Genomic DNA, 20,122 nt, shown 5'->3' with positions numbered 1-20,122 from the left:
AATATCCCTCTTACCTCTCGCCAAACCCAATAATCACGCGGCCTGCAAACCTGGCACGTTTTATGAATAACCCCACGCAATAACACACTTATTGCAGGAGTTTATGATGAACCGCTTCATCATTGCCGATTCGAGCAAATGCATTGGCTGCCGCACTTGTGAGGTGGCGTGCGTGGTCTCTCACCAGGAGAACCAGGACTGTTCGGCGCTGACCCCACAAACCTTCTTGCCACGTATTCACGTCATCAAAGGCGTGAATGTCTCTACCGCCACCATGTGCCGCCAGTGCGAGGACGCTCCCTGCGCCAACGTCTGCCCTAACGGCGCCATCAGTCGTGACCAGGGCTTTGTACACGTCATGCAGGAACGCTGCATCGGCTGCAAAACCTGCGTCGTTGCCTGCCCTTATGGCGCGATGGAGGTCGTCGTGCGGCCTGTCATTCGCAACAGCGGAGCCGGGCTGAACGTGATGGCGGAAAAAGCCGAGGCCAACAAATGCGACCTTTGCTACCACCGCGAGGCTGGACCGGCCTGCCTGGAAGCCTGCCCGACCAATGCCATCCTGTGCGTGGACCGTAACCGGCTGGAACAAATGAGCGCGGAAAAACGTCGCCGCGCCGCGTTAGATGCCCCTGCGGCGCTGACTTTCTAATCCCTTTGCATTTCAACTTTTAACAGGTCTGTTACTGATGAAAAAAATTACCAGCGTCTGCCCTTATTGCGGGGCCGGCTGCAAACTGAAACTGGTCGTTGAGAACAACAAAATTATTCGTGCCGAAGCGGCCGGGGGCGTGACTAACCAGAACGAACTCTGCCTGAAAGGCTACTACGGCTGGGATTTTCTTAACGACACCAAGCTGCTGACCCCACGCCTGACGCAGCCAATGATCCGCTACGAGAAGGGCGGCAAGCTGCAGCCGGTAAGCTGGGAAGAGGCGATTAGCTATACCGCTGCGCGCCTGAAGGCGATCAAAGAGCAGTTCGGCCCCCGCGCCATTATGGCTACCGGTTCTTCACGCGGAACGGGGAACGAAACCAACTTCGTGATGCAGAAATTCGCCCGTGCGGTGCTGAACACCAACAACGTCGACTGTTGCGCCCGCGTGTGCCACGGCCCTTCAGTTGCAGGGCTGCAGGCAACGCTGGGTAACGGGGCGATGAGCAACTCCATCGGCGATATCGAAAACTCCAAATGCCTGCTGGTAGTGGGCTACAACTGCGCCGATTCGCACCCTATCGTGGCTCGCCGGGTGATTAAAGCCAAAAGCAACGGCGCGAAAATCATTGTCTGCGACCCGCGCCGCATCGAAACCGCCCGCATTGCCGACCAGCATCTGCAAATCAAAAACGGCTGCAACATGGCGCTGGTGAACGCCTTTGGCTATGTCCTGCTGGAAGAGCAGCTGTACGACAAAGAGTACGTCGCCAAATATGCAGAAGGGCTTGATGCCTACCGCGAAACCGTGAAGGGCTACGCACCGGAGGACGTCGAGCATTTAACCGGTATTCCGGCTCAGCAGGTTCGCCAGGCGATGCGCACCTTCGCCGCAGCGCCATCCGCTACCATCATGTGGGGCATGGGCGTAACTCAGTTCGGCCAGGCGGTGGACGTGGTCAAAGGGTTGTCCAGCCTGGCGCTGCTCACCGGCAACCTGGGCCGTGAAAATGTCGGTGTTGGCCCGGTTCGTGGCCAGAACAATGTGCAGGGTGCCTGCGACATGGGCGTACTGCCTAACCAGTTCCCCGGCTACCAGGATGTGGTTGATCCCGAGGTGCGCGCGAAGTTTGCCAAAGCCTGGGGCATTGACCCGGCGGTGATGGATGACAAAGTTGGCGTGCGCATTACCGAAGTGCCGCACCTGGCGATAGAGGGCAAGGTCAAAGCCTACTACATCATGGGCGAAGATCCGCTCCAGACCGAAGCGGACCTGGGCCTGGTGCGCAAAGGATTTGAGGCACTCGACTTTGTGGTGGTGCAGGACATCTTCATGACCAAAACTGCCGAAGTCGCCGACGTGCTGCTGCCCGCCACGTCCTGGGGCGAACACGGCGGCGTCTTTACCTGTGCCGACCGGGGCTTCCAGCGTTTCGAGAAAGCCATCGAGCCGAAGTACAACGTGAAGCGCGACTGGGAAATCATCAGCCTGCTTGCGACGGCGATGGGCTACCCGATGCACTACGAAAACAACCAGCAAATCTGGGATGAGCTGCGCGAGCTGTGCCCGCTGTTTTACGGCGTCACCTACGAAAAAATGGGCGATATGGGACATGTGCAGTGGCCTTGCCCGACGCTGGACCACCCCGGCACGCCGTATCTCTACAAAGAGAGCAAATTCGACACGCCAAGCGGCAAAGGGCAACTGTTTGCCGCCGCCTGGCGTGCACCCGCCGAAGTGCCTGACGACAGCTATCCGCTGGTGCTGTGCACCGTCCGCGAAGTCGGGCACTACTCCTGCCGCTCGATGACCGGCAACTGCGCCGCGCTGCAAACCCTCGCCGATGAACCCGGTTTTGTGCAAATCAACCCGCTGGATGCGGACGCGTTAGGCATTAAAGATCGGCAACTGGTCTGGGTAAGTTCGCGCCGCGGCAAGGTTATCAGCCGCGCGGACGTGAACGAGCGCATCAACAAAGGCTCCGTCTACATGACTTATCAATGGTGGATTGGCGCCTGCAACGAGCTGACGCAGGACAATCTCGACCCGATCTCCAAAACGCCGGAAACCAAATATTGCGCGGTGAACGTTAGCGCGATTGAGGATCAGGCGTGGGCGGAGAACTATGCGCAAACGACCTATAACAGCATGAAAGCGCGGCTGCGCGAGGCGGTGGAAGCGTGATTTTTACCCTCACCCAAAATGGAGGAATCGTGAAGTCTGAACTCGATTTGTCCCCTCTCCCCTCTGGGGAGAGGGTTAGGGTGAGGGGCACCCAGCTCCGCATACGTGGCAAAGTGCAGGGCGTCGGCTTCCGCCCCTTTGTCTGGCAAATCGCGCAGCGGCTGAAGCTGGTGGGCGATGTCTGCAACGATAGCGAGGGCGTTGTGGTTCGTCTGGCCGTCAGCCCGGAAGCGTTTCTGAGCGAACTGTACGAACATTGCCCGCCGCTGGCGCGCATCGACAGCGTGGCGCAGCAGCCTATGACCTGGAACGCTTTGCCCCTGGACTTTAGCATTCGCCACAGCGGCAGCGGCGCGATGGACACCCAAATCGTGCCAGATGCCGCCACTTGCCCGGAATGCCTGCGCGAGCTTAACGATCCGACCGACCGCCGCTACCGCTACCCGTTTATCAACTGCACCCATTGTGGGCCGCGCTTCACCATCATCCGGGCGATGCCTTATGACCGCCCGTCCACGGTGATGGCGGCGTTTCCGCTCTGTGAGGCCTGCGATGAAGAATATCGCAACCCGATGGACAGGCGTTTTCACGCTCAGCCGGTAGCCTGCCCGGACTGCGGGCCGCAGATCTACTGGCAGCAAGGCGCGCAACGACTGGACGGCGACCAGGCGATCGGACAAGCCGTTGCCGCGCTGCACGAAGGTAAAATCGTGGCGGTTAAAGGTTTGGGCGGTTTTCATCTTGCCGTGGATGCCCGTAACAATGCCGCTGTTGAACGCCTCCGGGCGCGTAAACAGCGGCCAGCCAAACCGCTGGCGGTGATGATTGCCACGACCGAAGGGCTGCCTGATGAGGCCGTGGCGCTGCTTTCAACGCCCGCAGCGCCAGTGGTGCTGGTGGCGAGTGATTTTCTGCCTGAGCTGAGCGCTGCCGTGGCGCCGGGGCGAAATGAAGCCGGCGTAATGCTGCCCGCTAACCCGCTCCATCACCTGCTGGCTCAGGACTTTGGTGGCCCGCTGGTGATGACCTCCGGGAACCTGAACGGCAGGCCACCGGCCATTGGCAACGTTCAGGCACTTGAGGATTTGGGCGATATTGCCGACGGTCTTCTGCTGCATAACCGCGACATTCTTCAGCGCATGGACGACTCGGTGATGCGAGCCAGCGGCGAAATGCTGCGCCGTGCGCGAGGCTTTGTGCCGGATGCGTTTCCTTTGCCCGCTGGCTTTAAAGACCTGCCGCCGATTCTGGCGTTGGGGGGCGATCTCAAGAATACCTTCTGCCTGGTTCGCAGCGGGCAGGCGGTGCTGAGCCAGCATTTTGGCGATTTGGCTCAGGAGGGCGTGGAGGCTCAATGGCAAAGTGCGCTGGCGCTAATGAGCGAGATCTACGGCTTTAAGGCGGAGCATGTCGCGCTCGATGCACATCCTTGCTACCGCAGCGCGCAGGTGGGGCAAGACATGGCGCTTCCTGTTACCGAAGTGCTGCATCACCACGCCCACGCGGCGGCCTGCATGGCCGAACACGGCTGGCCGCTGAACGGCGGCAACGTGATTGCTCTTGCACTGGACGGCATTGGCTATGGCGAGGCTGGCCAGCTTTGGGGCGGCGAATGCCTGCTGGTGAATTACCGGCGCTGCGTCTCTCTCGGCGGGCTACCCGCCGTGGCGTTGCCGGGGGGAGATCTGGCCGCCGTGCAACCCTGGCGTAACCTGCTGGCCCAGTGTGAGGCGTTTGTACCCGGCTGGCAGCGTTATCCTGAAACGGAAGCGGTGCGGGCGCAGGCGTGGCGACCGCTGGCGAAAGCAGTAGCTCGCGGAGTTAATGCCCCACTGGCCTCCTCCTGCGGGCGACTGTTTGATGCCGTTGCCGCCGCGCTCAACTGCGCGCCTTACCAACAAAGCTATGAAGGTGAAGCGGCCTGCCGCCTTGAAGCCCTGGCGCTGGACGCTGGCCCCTGCTCACATCCTGTCACGATGCCGTTGGTGAACGGTCATCTCGACCTTGCGGCCTTCTGGCGGCAATGGTTTGGCTGGCAGGGTGAGGCCGGAGCGCGAGCCTGGGCGTTTCACGATGCGCTGGCGAAAGGCCTTTCGGCGCTGGTTCGCCATCATGCCTTGCTCACCGGCGTGACTACCGTGGCCTGCTGCGGCGGCGTGCTGCACAACCGCCTGCTGCGCGAGCGCCTGGCGTTCTACCTCTCCGATTTTACAACTCTCTTCCCGACGCGGCTTCCGGCCGGTGACGGGGCGCTTTCCCTGGGGCAGGCAGTGGTTGCCGCTGCCCGCTATTTGAATCACCACAAGGATAAAAAAGATGTTAATGCGTGTTCTTCGTGACAACCCGCGCGCCGGCCTGCTGCTGGCGGTTTTAGTGGCGGCTAACTTTGCCGCCTGGGCCTGGGCGCTGGCGGCGTTTAACCACAGCTCAGCGCTGATGGCGGCCAGCCTGTTGGCCTGGTGTTACGGCCTGCGCCACGCGGTGGATGCCGACCATATCGCCGCGATTGATAACGTCACCCGCAAAATGATGCAGCAGGGCAAGCGCCCGTTTGGCGTGGGAGCCTGGTTCTCGCTGGGCCACTCCAGCATTGTGATTCTGGCTTCTGTCGCCATTGCAGCCACGGCGGCAGCCTTCCAGCAAAAAATGGACTGGTTTCACGACGTTGGCGGCGTGATCGGCACCGCCGTGTCGGCCTGCTTCCTGTTGGCGATGGCGTTGGTCAACCTGGTTATCTTGCGTGGCGTGTGGCGCAACTTCCGCCAGCTTAAACGCGGTGAACCACTGGCTGCAGATGCGACGGAACTGACCGGTGGCGGCATGATGAGCTGGCTGTTTAACTCTGTTTTCCGCCTGATCGGCAAAAGCTGGCACATGTACCTGGTCGGCTTCCTGTTCGGCCTCGGCTTTGACACCGCCACCGAGATTGGCGTGTTGGGCATTTCTGCTGCCAGTGCTTCCAGCGGCATGTCCATCTGGTCGATTCTGGTGTTCCCGGCGCTGTTTGCCAGCGGCATGGCGCTGGTGGATACCCTCGACAACGTGATTATGGTGGGCGCTTACGGCTGGGCGTTTAACAAACCGCAGCGCAAGCTTTACTACAACATGACGATTACCGGCACTTCTGTGGTGGTGGCGCTGTTTATCGGCGGGCTTGAAGCGCTGGGCCTGCTGGCAGACAAATTCCAGCTTGAGGGCGGGATCTGGCAGTGGGTTGGCGCGCTCAACGATAACCTCGGCAACGCTGGATTCGTTGTGGTCGGGCTGTTTATCGCCTGTTGGGGGATTTCAATGCTGAACTACCGCTGGAAAGGCTACGACACTTTAGTGGTGAGATAAAAAAACGGGGCATTACGCCCCGTTTTCTATTGTTACTCGGCTTCCGCCCAGGCTCGCTCAATCTCTTCGGCCAGGATTTTCACCCCCGCCTCGATCTTTTCCGGCTCCGGCACATAGTTCATACGCATGCACTGGTGCGTGTGCGGCCACGGCTTGTCCAGCCCCGGGAAGAAGTAATCGCCCGGCACCATCAGCACGCCGCGCTTTTTCAGGCGCTGGTATAGCAGCTCGGTGGTGATCGGCAGGTCTTTAAACCACAGCCAGAGGAAAATAGCGCCTTCCGGTTTGTGGATCAGGCAGCGTTCCGGCGACAGATAGCGGCGGATCACGGCGATAGTCTCATGCACGCGCTGGTAGTAGAACGGCTTGATAACCGTTTCAGACAGGCGCAGCAGATCGTTCCGCTTAATCATTTCGCAGGCCATGGCCGGGCCAATGCCGCCCGGTGCCAGGCTGATGATGCCGTTCATGTTGCTGATGGCGGAGATGATTTTCTCGTTAGCGATAATGATCCCACAGCGGCTGCCCGGCAGGCCGAGTTTGGACAGGCTCATGCACAGGATGATGTTCGGGTTCCACAGCGGGCGGGCTTCGCTAAAGATGATGCCGGGGAACGGCACGCCGTAGGCGTTATCGATCACCAGCGGAATGCCGTGCTGGTTCGCCAGCGCGTCCAGCTTCATCAGCTCTTCGTCGGTGATCACGTTGCCGGTCGGGTTCGTCGGACGCGAAACGCAGATCATGCCGGTATCTTCGCCGATATGCAGGTGCTCGAAGTCAACGTGGTACTTAAACTGGCCTTCCGGCAGCAATTCGATGTTCGGACGGGTGGAGACAAACAGCTCCTCTTCAAGTCCGGCATCCGCGTAGCCGATGTACTCTGGCGCCAGCGGGAAAAGCACCTTTTTGGTGCGGCCATCCGCATGACGTCCGGCGAAAAGGTTGAATAAGTAGAAAAACGCGCTCTGGCTGCCGTTTGTTAGTGCAATATTCTGTGGTTCGATGTCCCAACCCAGTTCATCACGCAGCATACCGGCAAGCAATTTTAGCAGTTCACTTTTCCCCTGCGGACCGTCGTAGTTGCATAGTGTGTCGGTCAGTTTACCGCTGGCCAGCATCTCGGAAAGCAGCTGCTGGAAGTAGTCGTTCATCGCCGGGATCTGCGCAGGGTTGCCGCCGCCAAGCATGATGGCGCCTGGCGTGCGCAGGCCGTCGTTGAGATCCTCCATCAGGCGGGTGATGCCTGCATGGCGGGTGAATTTGTCGCCGAAAAGTGAAAACGTCATAACGTGGGTCTGCTGAATACTTTTGAAAAGAGGCTAACCATAGCGCTACAAATAACGCCGTGCAAACCCGGTAAGCATATCCACTGTTGGCGAATATGCTGTGTGATTTGTGCTGTGCAGCAGGATGTGTTGAAGCCGGGAGCTCTTTTCATGGATGTGGCGTTATTCCCCTCACCCTAACCCCCTCCCAGGGAGGGAGAGGGGATGAATAATTACCCTGCCGTTTCTTTTCTCCCTCGCCCCTCTGGGGAGAGGGCCGGGGTGAGGGGCTTTAACGCCTACGGATTGCCCGCCCACACCACCATCACCTTGTCATCCCCGCTGACCCGGCTAAAGGCATAGCCCTGTTTTACGCTCAAGGTGGTTTGTTTTCCTGCACCAATAGCCTGGTGACGGGCGCGGAACTGGCTCAGCTTCTGCCAGTGGGCAAGCGTTGCGGCCTGTTTGCCGGTGGCATCCTGCCAGTTCATGTCTGAACGGGTCCCCTGCAGCGGGTCAGAGCCCGTGGGGCCAAACGGCCTTTGGGTTTCATCCCCGTAGAATATTTGCACCGCGCCTGGCGTGAGCAGCAATAGCTCCGCTGCTTTTTGTCCGCCCTCCCGGAACAGGCGGGTATCGTGGGAGGAGATATAGCTCAGCACATTGAATTGCTGAAGTTTGTCAGACATTTGCTGCCAGGTCGGGTCAATCGTCGCCAGGCAATCCACCGCTTTGGCCGCCTGTTCCTGATAGTCGAAGTTGATCATCGCGTCGAAGCCGCTGGCGTAGTAATCGCTTTTCATCACGCCGTGTCCCCAGGCTTCGCCCGTCATCCAGAACGGCGCATCGTCGACTTTTTTGTCCGGGTTGGCCTGCTTCCATTCGGCCAATGCCGCGCTGGACTGCGTTTTTAATTGTTGCCAGGCCGCTTTTTCGACGTGTTTTGCCGTATCGACCCTGAAGCCATCAATGCCGTAGTCACGTACCCACTGACTTAGCCAATGAGTCAGGTAATCGCGAACCGTGTAGCCCGGTATCGCCTTCGCGGCGGTATCCGGCTTATGGCTGTAAAACACCGGTAATTTTGCCGGAGCGGTTGCTTCGGTTTTCAAATCGGGCAGGAAGGCGAGCGACATGGTTAAGTCGTCAAAGCCGGGATTGTCGTAATCGCCAATATCCGTTCTGATCCAGGCCTTGCCCCACCACTTATCCCATGCAGTTTTGTCGCTGAAGTTGATGTAATCGTTAAAGCTGTGCCAGCTTTGGCCGGGCGCTGGCTTCCAGTCAGTCCAGCGCTCGCCGAGGGTTTTTTTAAGCTCATCGCCTTTGAGATAGAGGGCGCCAAACTGGTACGCCTGCATGTCGGCAAGCGTCGCGTATCCGGTGTGATTCATCACGACGTCAAACAGAATGCGGATCCCGCGCTGATGGGCTTCATCCACCAGTCGACGGAGATCGGCTTCGTTGCCCATGTTGGCATCAAGCTTCGTCCAGTCCTGGGTGTAATAGCCGTGGTAGGCGTAATGCGGGAAATCGCCTTTGGTGCCGCCGCCCACCCAGCCGTGAATTTGCTCCAGCGGGGAGCTTATCCAGAGCGCGTTAACGCCAAGCTGCTGCAGGTAATCCAGTTTACTGGCCAGCCCGGCGAGATCGCCGCCGTGGAAGGTGCCAATCTCCTGCATGCCGTCGTTATGGCGGCCATAGCTGTGGTCGTTCGCCGGGTTGCCGTTTTCAAAACGGTCGGTGAGAACAAAATAAACCGTCGCATTCTGCCAGCTAAACGGGGCTGGCTTCTCCACGGCGACGGACTCCAGCAGCAATAAACCGCCGCTTCCGACCGCGGGCTTCAGCGTGATGTGGCCTTGTTTTACCGTTGCCGTATTCCCGCTGTAGAAATCCCGCACTATCGCCCCCTCATCAAAAGTGCTGCTGACATCGACGCTGAGCGGTTTTCCATCCCATTTCGGGCACTGCGCCACCGCTTGCTGAGGCTGACTGCTTATCTCTGGCTGAAGGCTCAGCATCAGCGTTGGTGTCCCGCTGCGGGTATCTATTTGTGCCTGGTACTCTCCGGCGCGGAAAACCCGCCAAGTCGGGGCATCCCCGGCGCAGGGCGTCAGGGACAGAACCTGATTAAGTTTGATGGCCTCTGAGGGCTGCCAGCATTGATTATCCTGCGTCAGCCTGAGGGGAAGGGTACTTTTATCAAGGTGTGTTGCGCTGGTAAACAGGCCTGGATTTGTGGCCTGAAAAGGAGAAAGCCCCGGCGTGTTCCAGCCCGCATAGGCAAGGCAGGGCGTGAACAACAGGCAGAGAGAAAGTCGTTTCATACGCATCATCCAGTGAGGATTTATTGCGCAGTTTGCCATCCCCCGCCGAACATTCGCTCATCCTGCCCATGCGTTTTGCAGGGTGTAGCCGCCGGGGTGAGTGACGGCGTTAACGTTTTTATTTGTTCGTTAACCAGTGGCCGAAGTGGGCGCTCAGCGTGTTGCGGGTGGCGAGCAGCTCATCGATCGTTTTGGTGAGTCTGGCGTTCAGGGTTTCGCACTGCTCAAAGCTGTAATGGTTATCTGCTCGCAGATTCTCGAGTTTTTCCTGCAGGAGCGTCACTTCCGCTTCTGCTTTGTAGCGCGCTTCCTGCTGGGTTCTTATGAGTTCGTCGGCAGCTTCCAGGCGCTGATGCAGCTCGGCTTTTTCCCGCTGATGGGTCTCCTGCAGCCCGGAGCCGGATTCTTTCTGGCGGTTCAGCAGGCTTTTAAGCTCATCAATTTCGCGCTGCATTACGCTGCGCACCAGGGCGGATTCTTTCAGGTGCATTTCCTGGCTGATATTCAGCGCTTTCTGGAGCTCTGTGACCTGTTTTTCATAGCGTTGCAGACGGGCAGTCGTTTCTACGGTGTCGCCCTGAGCGGAGCGCTGTTGGACTTCTCGTAGCTGGGCAAGCAGGCTGGTGGAGAGAGACTCTGCTTCTCTCAGGCGACGGAGGGTTTCTGGCGAGTCCTGATAAACCGTTTTGGTTTGCGGCGGCTTTTCACTGATGCGCACGAGATTAACGTTGACTAATGCCGCGCTAACCTCGGCCTGAATTTGCTCTTTATTATGCAATTTCATGCGGTTGCATGCGCTGGCAAGGAAGCTGGCGGCTTCATTGGCGTTCGCCGTTGCAAAGGCTTTTTTTATCAGGTTCTGCACCAGGCTCATGTTGCCAATTTTCCTGTATCAAATGTTATTTGAGCGCCTCAACCCCGGTCGTTTCGCCGTCAGGCTATTGCCGCCGCCACCTTAAAAATATAATCAATAATCTCACTCTCTAAACGCGGGAATCATTCTTCACAGTACATTTTTTTGCTGTGCCGCGAAGTGTGATTAAGCCCCGAATTTTACAATACTTTTTACCACCATAAGAAGTTCATAGGTGACATTGTTTCGGAATAGTACTATTTCTAAACGTGCTCTGAGCGGTTAATTTTGATATAATTCGCCTCTATTTTTCTAAAACCTTTTAAAAAATAAGGCACTGGAAACGATCGATCCGACCAGGAGAGCTAATGATATCACCCCCATTCCGACGATTCGGGGCCGCGATACTCATGTTGCTGACCGTGGGCTTTTCAAGCCACGCGCTCGCCAGTAAACATGAGCCTAAATCGCACAGCAAGGCCCATATAACGAAAGTAAGCAGCAAGAAAGCGGTAAGCAGTAAACTGGCAAGTAGTAAAAAAGAGTATTCTCGCAATAGTGAAAATGGTTCGCTTCCTGATTTGCGAAAATACCCTTCCGGGACACCAAGGAAAAAAGCGTTTCTCCGGACGGTCATGCCATATATTACCCGCCAAAATGCAGCGATAACTGCCGACCGTAACTGGTTGATTTCAAAGCAGTACGAAAAGCGCTGGTCGCCGACTGAGCGTGCACGTCTGAAAGAAATCACCCAGCGGTACAAGGTGGCGTGGCGCGGTAACACCAACCGCGTGCCGTGGAACAGCCTGCTGGAAAAAGTCGATATCATTCCTACCAATATGGTGGCGACAATGGCAGCGGCCGAAAGCGGCTGGGGCACATCTAAACTTGCCCGCAGCAACAACAACCTGTTTGGCATGAAGTGCACCAAGCGCCATTGCAACAGTGAGCCGGGTAAAGTGAAAGGCTACCTGCATTACGGCTCTGTGAATGAAGGCGTGAATGCTTACGTCGCTAACCTGAATACCCATCCGGCCTATTCTTCATTCCGTAAAGAGCGCGCCAAGCTGCGTAAAGCGGATCAGGAAGTGACGGCTAATAATATGATTCACAAGCTGAAAGGGTATTCGGCGAAAGGCTCAAGCTATAATAACTTCCTGTTCGCGATGTATCAGAGCAACCAGCGTTTAATGCTGCCGAATTAATTCTGCTCCCATTCGTACATGTATATTAATGCCCTCTTCGGAGGGCATTGTTATTTAGAGGTTTAAACTAAAATTTCGCTAAAGCGATCGCGGTGCTCTTTAGGTGTGGCGTCATACTCTTTTTTAAATACCGAATAGAAATATTGCAAAGACGGGTAGCCGCACATCTGTGATATTTCATTGATAGATAAAGAAGTTGAAATCAGCAGGCTGCGCGCTTTTTCCAGTTTTTCGGCGTGGATCACCGCGTGAATCGTCTCGCCAACCTCTTCTTTAAAACGTTTCTCCAGGTTTGAACGCGAGATCCCGACCGCATCCAGCACTTGTTCGACTTTAATTCCCTTGCAGGCGTGATTGCGAATGTAGTGCATCGCCTGGATCACCGCCGGGTCGTGCAGCGAGCGATAATCCGTGGAGCGGCGTTCCACAACCCTCACCGGCGGCACAAGCACGCGCTGCAGCGGCAGGATTTCACTGTCCAGCAGGCGATGCAGCAGTTTGGCGGCCTGATAGCCCATCTGACGCGTACCCTGTGCCACTGACGAGAGCGCAACCCGCGATAAATAGCGGGTCAGTTCCTCGTTATCGATGCCGATCACGCAAAGCTTTTCCGGGACGGGAATATGCAGGTGCTCGCAAACCTGCAGCAGGTGGCGAGCTCGGGCGTCCGTGACCGCAATAATGCCGGTTTGTGGCGGCAGCGTTTGCACCCAGTCCGCCAGGCGGTTCTGGGCGTGCTGCCAGTTTTCTGGCGCCGTTTCTAAGCCCTGGTAAACCACGCCCCGGTACTTTTCCTTCGCAACCAACTGGCGAAAAGCGTGCTCGCGTTCGGCCGCCCAGCGTTTGCCGCTTGAGCCGGGCAACCCATAAAACGCAAAACGCTGCACGCCTTTCTCTTTCAGGTGCAGGAAGGCGCTTTCTACCAGCGCGTGGTTGTCTGTCGCGATGTAATGCACTGCGGGATAGTGCTCCGGTGTGTGGTAGGAGCCACCGACGCCGACAATCGGGACTTCAGCACCTTCCAGTAAGTGTTCAATCTCCCGATCGTCAAAATCGGCAATCACGCCGTCGCCCAGCCACTCTTTGATATTATCAATGCGGGCGCGAAAATCCTCTTCGATAAAAATATCCCATTCTGACTGAGAGGCCTGCAAATATTCCCCCACACCTTCGACGACCTGGCGGTCGTAGACTTTATTGGCGTTAAACAACAGCGTGATGCGATGACGTTTCTCAAACATGCCGATAGTTTCCCGTAGCTAACCTGATGTCTGCATATCACAGCCGCGAGCGTGCCGGGGAACGCCACCCCGGCATTGTGATCGTTTGCACGTTTTGCCCGCCAGGCCTGTTAAGCCCGGCGTTTGGTCGCAGAATCCATCCATACCGCGAGCAGCAAAATGGCGCCTTTCACGATGTACTGCCAGAAGGTCGGGACGTCCATCATGCTCATGCCGTTGTCCAAAGAGGCCATAATAAACGCCCCCATCACCGCACCGGCGACGCTGCCTATACCGCCTGCCAGGCTGGTTCCACCAATGACGCACGCGGCGATAGCATCCAGTTCGGCGATATTCCCTGCGGAAGGTGAGCCGGCCCCGAGGCGCGAGCTAAGAATTAACCCGGCTATCGCCACCATCAGGCCGTTTATCGCAAACACGGCGAGCTTAGTACGTTCGACATTTATTCCCGAAAGGCGCGCGGCATCAATATTGCCGCCGATGGCGTAAATGCGGCGGCCAAACGCAGTTCGGGTGGCCATAAACATCCCGGCGAGCAGCAGCAAAGCAAGGAGCAGTACCGGCGTCGGGACGCCTCGATAGTCGTTCAGCAGCCAGATAGCGCCGAGCACGACCACTGCCGTGATTGCCTGACGGCCAACCAAGCCTCCCGATGCCGGCGCGGCAAGGCCGAGAGTCTGGCGACGCATACGCAACCGCCACTGCCAGGCAATAAATGCCGTCAACCCGAGAACGCCAACGGTAAAACCAATGCCGTCTGATAAATAGCTTTGCCCTATTTGCGACATGGCCCCACTGGTCGGTGACACGGTTGTACCATTGGTGATGCCGATAAGAATGCCGCGAAATGCCAGCATGCCCGCGAGCGTGACGATAAACGAAGGCACTTTGCGATAGGCAACCCACCACCCGTTCCATGCCCCGAGAACCAGCCCCAGGGCCAGCGTGACAACAATCGTGAGTGGCAAAGGCCAGCCTAGCCAGACGTCAAAAATGGCCGCCACGCCGCCGAGAAGCCCCATCATTGAGCCAACCGAGAGGTCTATTTCAGCCGAAATAATGACGAACACCATGCCCACCGCGAGGATGCCGGTAATAGCCGTTTGCCGAAGCAGGTTGGAGACGTTGCGGGCACTCAGGTAAGCACCGTCCGTCTGCCAGGTAAAGAACAACATGATGACGGCAATCGCGGCAATCATGACAAAAACCTGCAGGTTCAGCGATTTTAATGCCCCAGCGGGAGCACGGCCTGGTGCCGTCAGTTTCATTTCAGACAAATTGCTTTTCGACATGGGGGTCACTCCTCAGGGCGGCTTCCATGACCTTTTCCTGGGTCAGATTATGGTTAATCAAATCGGCTTTTATGCGGCCTTCGTGCATCACCAGCACGCGATCGCTCAGGCCGAGCACTTCGGGGAGTTCAGAGGAGATGACGATGACGGCTATCCCCTGCTGCACCAGTTGATTGATAAGTTTGTATATTTCGTACTTCGCGCCAATGTCGATGCCTCGCGTGGGCTCATCGAGTATCAGGATGCGCGGATTGAGCAACAGGCAGCGGGCAAGAATCGCTTTCTGCTGGTTCCCTCCGCTCAGGCGGCCAATCGCCAGGTTCGGTGATGATGTTTTGACTTTCAGGCGTTTCAGCGACTGCAGCATGCATTGCTGTTCTTGTGCTTCATCCAGGCTGCTTAAGGCCCCCGAAAACTGACTTAATGCGGCAAGCGTGATGTTTTGCCCCACGGCCATGACCGGTACGATGCCATCTTTCTTGCGGTCTTCCGGCACCATGGCGATACCGTGAGCGATGGCCTGCTGGCAGTTATTGATACTGACCTGCTGCCCATCGATGTAGATTTCGCCTTCCCAGCGCCCCTGCCAGACGCCGAACAGGCACTGCACCGCCTCGGTTCTTCCTGCGCCGACCAGCCCGGCAATACCCAAAATTTCCCCCTTTCGCAGAGAAAACGAGGCATCGTTGACTCGCTTAATGTGCCGGTTGACCGGGTGCCATGCGGTCAGGTGTTCGACGCGCAGGATCTCATCACCGGTTTGGTGGGGTTCGCTGGGGTACAGTGCGGTCAGCTCCCGGCCAACCATCATGGTGATGATATCGTCCTCGCTCATCTGCTTAGCTTCGCGAGTGCCAATGGGCTGCCCGTCGCGAATCACGCAGATGGTGTCGGAAATGGCTTTCACCTCATTGAGCTTGTGGGAGATATAAATACAGGCGATGCCGTGCGCCTGCAGATCGCGAATTATCCCGAGCAGCACGGCGGTTTCCTGCTCGGTGAGCGAGGCGGTGGGTTCGTCCAGAACCAGTAGCCTGACCTGCTTGTTCAGCGCCTTCGCTATCTCCACTAACTGCTGCTGCCCCAACCCCAAATCCCCCACGCGTGTTTCCGGGGAGAGCGTCAGGTTCACCTGGGCAAGCAACTTTTGGCAGCGTAATGTCATGGCATCGAAGTCGAGCAGGCCGCGATGTGTAATCTCTACGCCAAGAAAGATGTTTTCCAGCACCGTAAGGTGCTTCACTAGCGCCAGCTCCTGATGAATGATGGCGATGCCTTTACGTTCTGTGTCGCGAATATGGTTTGCCTGCAGCGGCTCACCGGCAAACCAGATCTCGCCCTCATAGCTGCCGTGAGGGTAAATACCGCACAGCACTTTCATTAGCGTGGATTTACCTGAGCCATTTTCACCGCATAGCGACATCACTTCTCCAGCTTCCAGAGCCAGGCTTACGTTATCCACGGCTTTCACCGGCCCAAAGGATTTGGTGATGTTTTTCATTTCCAACAAATGAGGCATTAGGCTCCTCCTGGTGAAAGAGAAGGCCTGCATATGCGCAGGCCTGGCGGCTAGAGATCGCTCTTTTTGTGGAAACCGTCGGCAATGACGGTGCTGTCGATATTGGTTTTTTCCACCTCAATAGGCGTTAAGAGGCGGGATGGGACATCTTTGAGGCCATTATTTAATGTGGCGTCAGCGGCTGGCTGTTTGCCTTCACCCAGTTCGACGGCAATTTCAGCGGCGGTGTCCGCCAGTTTGGTAATCGGTTTATAGACGGTCATCGTTTGTGTGCCGGCAATAATGCGTTTAATGCCCGCGAGATCGGCATCCTGACCCGAAATAGCCACTTTCCCCGCCAGCCCTTGCGCACTTAACGCCTGAATTGCGCCGCCCGCAGTGGCGTCGTTAGAGGCGACAACGGCATCAATTTTGTTATTGTTTGCCGTCAGGGCATTTTCCATAATTTTCAGCGCGTTTTCCGGCAGCCAGCCGTCAACCCATTGATCGCCGACGACTTTAATTTTTCCTTCGTCGATATAAGGTTTCAATACTTTCATCTGCCCGGCGCGGAATAATTTCGCATTATTATCTACTGGTGAACCACCCATTAAGAAATAGTTCCCTTGCGGCACTTTGCTTACGATGCTTTTTGCTTGTAATTCACCGACTTTTTCATTGTCGAAAGAAATATAGAAATCAATGTCAGCATTATTAATCATGCGATCGTAGGCGAGCACTTTAATGCCTTCACGTTTAGCCTCTGCGACCACGTTACTTAATACCTGGCCGTTGTAAGGAATAATCACTAATACATCAACACCTCGGTTGATCATATTTTCAATTTGCGACATCTGCGTTTCTTCGTTGCCATTGGCGGACTGGACAAAAACTTTTGCGCCTAACGATTCCGCTTTTTTCACAAAAATATCGCGATCTTTCTGCCAGCGCTCGAGGCGAAGGTCATCAATCGCCATACCGATTTTCACTTCTTTTGCGATGCCACTTACGCTGGTAAGGATAAGTGAGGCACATAGCGTGACTAAGAGGTTCTTTATCTTCATATTATTTTACCTGTCGGGAAAGGGCTTATCGGAGTAAAGAATGATTCATATCAGCAGACGGTTTGAATTGTTATCGCTCTGGGGGAAAGCATCAATTACTGATTTTTATCTTCGCGTTATGTTTTTTTGTTTAATCGTAAAATTATGATGGCGATCTGATTTCATATTGAATGGCTAGTCTGTTGCACTAATTTATGGAAGCAGTTACGCGATGTTTATTTATTATTTTATTCTTTTTTTGCGAGGTGACGCACATTTGAGTATTCTCTCAATCCCAGTGTGAAATAACGTAATTGAGCAACCGTCAGGGAAAATTCAGGATGAGCTGACCAGCTATCCTGCCGCAGTTTTCTGATGACGGAGTTAACTATGCAAGCTTATTTCGACCAACTCGAACGCGTGCGTTTTGAAGGCCCTAAAACCACTAATCCACTGGCGTTCCGCCACTACGATCCGGATGCTTTAATTCTTGGAAAACGCATGGAAGAGCATCTGCGTTTTGCGGCCTGCTACTGGCACACATTCTGCTGGACGGGCGCGGATATGTTCGGTGTCGGCGCGTTTGAACGCCCGTGGCAGCAGGCCGGAGACGCGATGGCGCTTGCGAAGCGCAAGGCTGATGTGGCGTTTGAGTTTTTCCAGAAACTGGGCGTGCCGTATTACTGCTTTCATGATGTTGACGTGTCGCCGGAAGGCGCGTCGCTTAAGGAATACCTGAACAATTTTGCACAGATGACGGAAGTCCTGGCGCAAAAACAGCAGGACAGCGGCGTGAAGCTGCTGTGGGGTACGGCTAACTGCTTTACCCATCCCCGCTACGGCGCTGGAGCAGCCACGAATCCCGATCCCGAAGTCTTCACCTGGGCAGCGACGCAAGTCGTGACGGCCATGAACGCCACGCATCAATTAGGCGGGGAAAACTATGTATTGTGGGGCGGGCGCGAAGGGTATGAAACCCTGCTGAATACGGACCTGCGGCAGGAGCGAGAGCAAATCGGGCGCTTTATGCAAATGGTCGTTGAGCACAAGCATAAAATCGGCTTCCGCGGCACGTTGCTTATCGAACCGAAGCCGCAGGAACCGACCAAACATCAGTACGATTACGACGTGGCGACGGTCTACGGCTTCCTGAAGCAGTTTGGTCTCGAAAAAGAGATAAAGGTGAACATTGAGGCTAACCACGCGACGCTTGCCGGCCACTCATTCCACCACGAAATCGCCAGCGCGATTGCGCTGGGTATTTTTGGCTCGGTGGATGCTAACCGGGGCGATCCGCAACTAGGTTGGGATACCGATCAGTTCCCGAACAGCGTCGAGGAAAACGCGCTGGTGATGTATGAGATCCTGAAAGCCGGTGGATTCACGACCGGTGGCCTGAACTTCGACGCCAAAGTACGCCGCCAGAGTACCGACAAATACGACCTGTTCTATGGTCATATCGGCGCCATGGATACGATGGCGCTGGCGCTGAAAGTGGCTGCCCGCATGATTGAAGACGGCGAGCTTGATAAACGTGTCGCCAAACGCTACGCCGGGTGGAATAGTGAGCTGGGCCAGCAAATTCTTAAAGGGCAGATATCGCTCACGCAGCTGGCGCAGTACGCTGAGCAGCACAAGCTGGCCCCGCAGCATCAAAGCGGGCATCAGGAGCGGCTGGAAAACCTGATTAACCACTATTTGTTCGATAACTAAACTTGCCTGCGCCGCTGAAAAGCGGCGCGATATTAAGGAGCTACCATGTATATCGGCATCGATCTTGGCACTTCGGGCGTGAAGGTAATCCTGCTCAGTGAAGCAGGTGAAGTGATGGCTACATGCAGCGAGCCGCTGACCGTATCCCGGCCTCATTCCCTTTGGTCTGAGCAAGATCCCGAACACTGGTGGCAGGCTACCGATCGCGCGATGCGCGCGCTCGGCACGGAACACTCACTCAGTGGTGTAAAAGCGATTGGACTTGCTGGCCAGATGCATGGTGCAACGTTGCTGGACAGCAAACAGCGCGTGCTTCGCCCGGCTATCCTTTGGAACGATGGCCGCAGCGGCGAGGAATGTGCGCTGCTGGAAAGCAACGTGGAAGAGGCGCGAGCGATAACCGGTAACCTGATGATGCCTGGCTTTACCGCACCTAAGCTTCTGTGGGTCGAACGTCATGAACCGGAGATCTTTGCGCAAATCAATAAAGTGCTGCTGCCGAAGGACTATCTGCGTCTGAGAATGACCGGAGAATTTGCCAGCGACATGTCCGATTCGGCTGGCACGATGTGGCTGGATGTGGCGAAACGCGACTGGAGCGACACGATGCTTGATGCCTGTCGCCTTTCCCGGCGGCATATGCCTGAATTGTTTGAGGGCAGTGAAATCACCGGCGTGCTAACGCGGGAAGTTGCTGATGCCTGGAAAATGCCTGCGGTACCCGTTGTGGCGGGCGGAGGTGACAATGCCGCAGGGGCTATTGGTGTCGGCATGGTCGATGCTGGGCAGGCAATGCTCTCGCTCGGCACATCCGGGGTTTATTTTGCCGTCAGTGACGGCTTCCGCAGCAGGCCGGAAAGCGCAGTACACAGTTTTTGTCATGCGTTACCTAACCGCTGGCACTTAATGTCGGTGATGCTGAGTGCGGCCTCTTGCCTTGACTGGGCGGCTAAACTCACCGGCCTGGGCAGCGTACCGGCTCTATTGGCGGCGGCAGAGCAGGCAAATTCGGACGCCGGCGTGGTTTGGTTCCTGCCTTATCTTTCCGGGGAGCGGACTCCGCATAATAACCCGCAGGCTAAAGGCACCTTTTTTGGCCTGACCCATCAGCACGGCCCCGCCGAGCTTGCCCGCGCGGTGCTGGAAGGTGTGGGCTATGCGCTGGCTGACGGCATGGACGTTGTGCATGAATGCGGCATTACGCCAGCCAGCATCACGTTGATTGGCGGTGGCGCGCGCAGTCCGTACTGGCGGCAAATGCTGGCTGATATCAGCGGCCAGGTGCTGGATTACCGCACCGGCGGTGATGTTGGGCCTGCGCTTGGGGCGGCACGTCTGGCGCAAATTGCGCTTTCTCCGGGCCAGCCTTTACAGGCTCTGTTGCCTCAACCGCCGCTGGAGCAAAGACATCAGCCTGATCTTGCTCGCCACCAGCGCTATGCCGGGCGCCGCCAGGTCTTTAACCAGATTTATCAGCAGCTGTTGCCACTGATGACCTGAGCG

At 56.4% G+C, this 20,122-nt stretch carries 14 protein-coding genes; 7 read left to right on the top strand and 7 right to left on the bottom strand.

The window, feature by feature from the left end; translation table 11 throughout:
- Positions 1 to 106: 106 nt before the first annotated feature.
- The 4 genes from hydN to LH23_RS04965 all read left to right on the top strand — a co-directional run bounded on the left by hydN (position 107) and on the right by LH23_RS04965 (position 6,179).
- Positions 107 to 652, top strand: a complete 546-nt coding sequence (gene hydN, locus LH23_RS04980; protein WP_008457677.1) for an electron transport protein HydN — start codon at positions 107 to 109, stop codon at positions 650 to 652.
- Between the two features lie 37 nt (positions 653 to 689).
- A complete protein-coding gene (gene fdhF, locus LH23_RS04975; protein ID WP_039289044.1) occupies positions 690 to 2,840 on the top strand; it encodes a formate dehydrogenase subunit alpha in 2,151 nt (716 codons plus the stop codon).
- 80 nt (positions 2,841 to 2,920) lie between these two features.
- Entirely contained in the window at positions 2,921 to 5,179 is a 2,259-nt protein-coding gene (gene hypF, locus LH23_RS04970) for a carbamoyltransferase HypF (RefSeq protein WP_039289042.1), read from the top strand.
- On the top strand, positions 5,157 to 6,179 hold the full coding sequence (locus tag LH23_RS04965; protein WP_039289040.1) for a HoxN/HupN/NixA family nickel/cobalt transporter: 1,023 nt from the start codon (positions 5,157 to 5,159) through the stop codon (positions 6,177 to 6,179). The genes hypF and LH23_RS04965 overlap by 23 nt, the downstream gene beginning before the upstream one ends.
- A 32-nt stretch (positions 6,180 to 6,211) precedes the next feature.
- Here the strand turns inward: LH23_RS04965 and avtA are convergent, their stop codons facing one another.
- From avtA to LH23_RS04950, 3 genes are all read right to left on the bottom strand, one after another.
- Positions 6,212 to 7,465 (bottom strand): valine--pyruvate transaminase, encoded by a 1,254-nt coding sequence (gene avtA, locus LH23_RS04960; RefSeq protein ID WP_039289038.1) that lies wholly within the window; start codon positions 7,463 to 7,465, stop codon positions 6,212 to 6,214.
- 278 nt (positions 7,466 to 7,743) lie between these two features.
- Positions 7,744 to 9,774, bottom strand: coding sequence for an alpha-amylase (locus tag LH23_RS04955; protein ID WP_039289036.1), 2,031 nt, complete (start codon positions 9,772 to 9,774; stop codon positions 7,744 to 7,746).
- Between the two features lie 118 nt (positions 9,775 to 9,892).
- Complete coding sequence (locus LH23_RS04950; RefSeq protein ID WP_039289034.1) at positions 9,893 to 10,648, bottom strand: hypothetical protein; 756 nt, start codon at positions 10,646 to 10,648, stop codon at positions 9,893 to 9,895.
- 347 nt (positions 10,649 to 10,995) lie between these two features.
- On the opposite strand from LH23_RS04950, the gene LH23_RS04945 reads away from it, so the two are divergent.
- On the top strand, positions 10,996 to 11,832 hold the full coding sequence (locus tag LH23_RS04945; RefSeq protein WP_008457665.1) for a protein bax: 837 nt from the start codon (positions 10,996 to 10,998) through the stop codon (positions 11,830 to 11,832).
- A 62-nt stretch (positions 11,833 to 11,894) separates the two neighbouring features.
- Here LH23_RS04945 and xylR read toward each other — a convergent pair whose 3' ends face one another.
- From xylR to xylF, 4 genes are all read right to left on the bottom strand, one after another.
- Positions 11,895 to 13,073, bottom strand: coding sequence for a D-xylose utilization transcriptional activator XylR (gene xylR / locus LH23_RS04940; protein ID WP_039289031.1), 1,179 nt, complete (start codon positions 13,071 to 13,073; stop codon positions 11,895 to 11,897).
- Positions 13,074 to 13,183: 110 nt separating this feature from the next.
- Positions 13,184 to 14,365: a xylose ABC transporter permease XylH gene (gene xylH, locus LH23_RS04935; protein ID WP_039289029.1), complete on the bottom strand. Its 1,182-nt coding sequence runs from the start codon at positions 14,363 to 14,365 to the stop codon at positions 13,184 to 13,186.
- Positions 14,343 to 15,884, bottom strand: coding sequence for a xylose ABC transporter ATP-binding protein (locus LH23_RS04930; protein WP_039289027.1), 1,542 nt, complete (start codon positions 15,882 to 15,884; stop codon positions 14,343 to 14,345). The genes xylH and LH23_RS04930 overlap by 23 nt, the downstream gene beginning before the upstream one ends.
- 50 nt (positions 15,885 to 15,934) lie before the next feature.
- Positions 15,935 to 16,927 carry a D-xylose ABC transporter substrate-binding protein gene (gene xylF, locus LH23_RS04925; RefSeq protein WP_039289026.1) on the bottom strand — a complete coding sequence of 331 codons (993 nt, stop codon included), beginning with the start codon at positions 16,925 to 16,927 and terminating at the stop codon, positions 15,935 to 15,937.
- A gap of 369 nt (positions 16,928 to 17,296) precedes the next feature.
- Between xylF and xylA the strand changes: the two genes are divergently transcribed.
- Positions 17,297 to 18,619, top strand: coding sequence for a xylose isomerase (xylA, locus tag LH23_RS04920; protein WP_039289024.1), 1,323 nt, complete (start codon positions 17,297 to 17,299; stop codon positions 18,617 to 18,619).
- A 45-nt stretch (positions 18,620 to 18,664) separates the two neighbouring features.
- Complete coding sequence (gene xylB, locus LH23_RS04915; protein WP_039289022.1) at positions 18,665 to 20,119, top strand: xylulokinase; 1,455 nt, start codon at positions 18,665 to 18,667, stop codon at positions 20,117 to 20,119.
- Positions 20,120 to 20,122 lie beyond the last annotated feature (3 nt).

The organism is Cedecea neteri (genome assembly GCF_000758305.1).
GTDB lineage: Bacteria > Pseudomonadota > Gammaproteobacteria > Enterobacterales > Enterobacteriaceae > Cedecea > Cedecea neteri_C.
Note: the sequence above shows the minus strand (reverse complement) of the source record. Positions and strands in the feature narration are given on the sequence as shown.

Bases quoted from the DNA above. Each gene is read 5' to 3' on its own strand.
- xylF (WP_039289026.1), bottom strand. From the start codon at position 16,927: ATGAAGATAAAGAACCTCTTAGTCACGCTATGTGCCTCACTTATCCTT.
- hydN (WP_008457677.1), top strand. From the start codon at position 107: ATGAACCGCTTCATCATTGCCGATTCGAGCAAATGCATTGGCTGCCGC.
- xylH (WP_039289029.1), bottom strand. From the start codon at position 14,365: ATGTCGAAAAGCAATTTGTCTGAAATGAAACTGACGGCACCAGGCCGT.
- LH23_RS04965 (WP_039289040.1), top strand. From the start codon at position 5,157: ATGTTAATGCGTGTTCTTCGTGACAACCCGCGCGCCGGCCTGCTGCTG.
- LH23_RS04945 (WP_008457665.1), top strand. From the start codon at position 10,996: ATGATATCACCCCCATTCCGACGATTCGGGGCCGCGATACTCATGTTG.
- xylR (WP_039289031.1), bottom strand. From the start codon at position 13,073: ATGTTTGAGAAACGTCATCGCATCACGCTGTTGTTTAACGCCAATAAA.
- LH23_RS04955 (WP_039289036.1), bottom strand. From the start codon at position 9,774: ATGAAACGACTTTCTCTCTGCCTGTTGTTCACGCCCTGCCTTGCCTAT.
- xylB (WP_039289022.1), top strand. From the start codon at position 18,665: ATGTATATCGGCATCGATCTTGGCACTTCGGGCGTGAAGGTAATCCTG.
- avtA (WP_039289038.1), bottom strand. From the start codon at position 7,465: ATGACGTTTTCACTTTTCGGCGACAAATTCACCCGCCATGCAGGCATC.
- LH23_RS04950 (WP_039289034.1), bottom strand. From the start codon at position 10,648: ATGAGCCTGGTGCAGAACCTGATAAAAAAAGCCTTTGCAACGGCGAAC.
- LH23_RS04930 (WP_039289027.1), bottom strand. From the start codon at position 15,884: ATGCCTCATTTGTTGGAAATGAAAAACATCACCAAATCCTTTGGGCCG.
- xylA (WP_039289024.1), top strand. From the start codon at position 17,297: ATGCAAGCTTATTTCGACCAACTCGAACGCGTGCGTTTTGAAGGCCCT.
- fdhF (WP_039289044.1), top strand. From the start codon at position 690: ATGAAAAAAATTACCAGCGTCTGCCCTTATTGCGGGGCCGGCTGCAAA.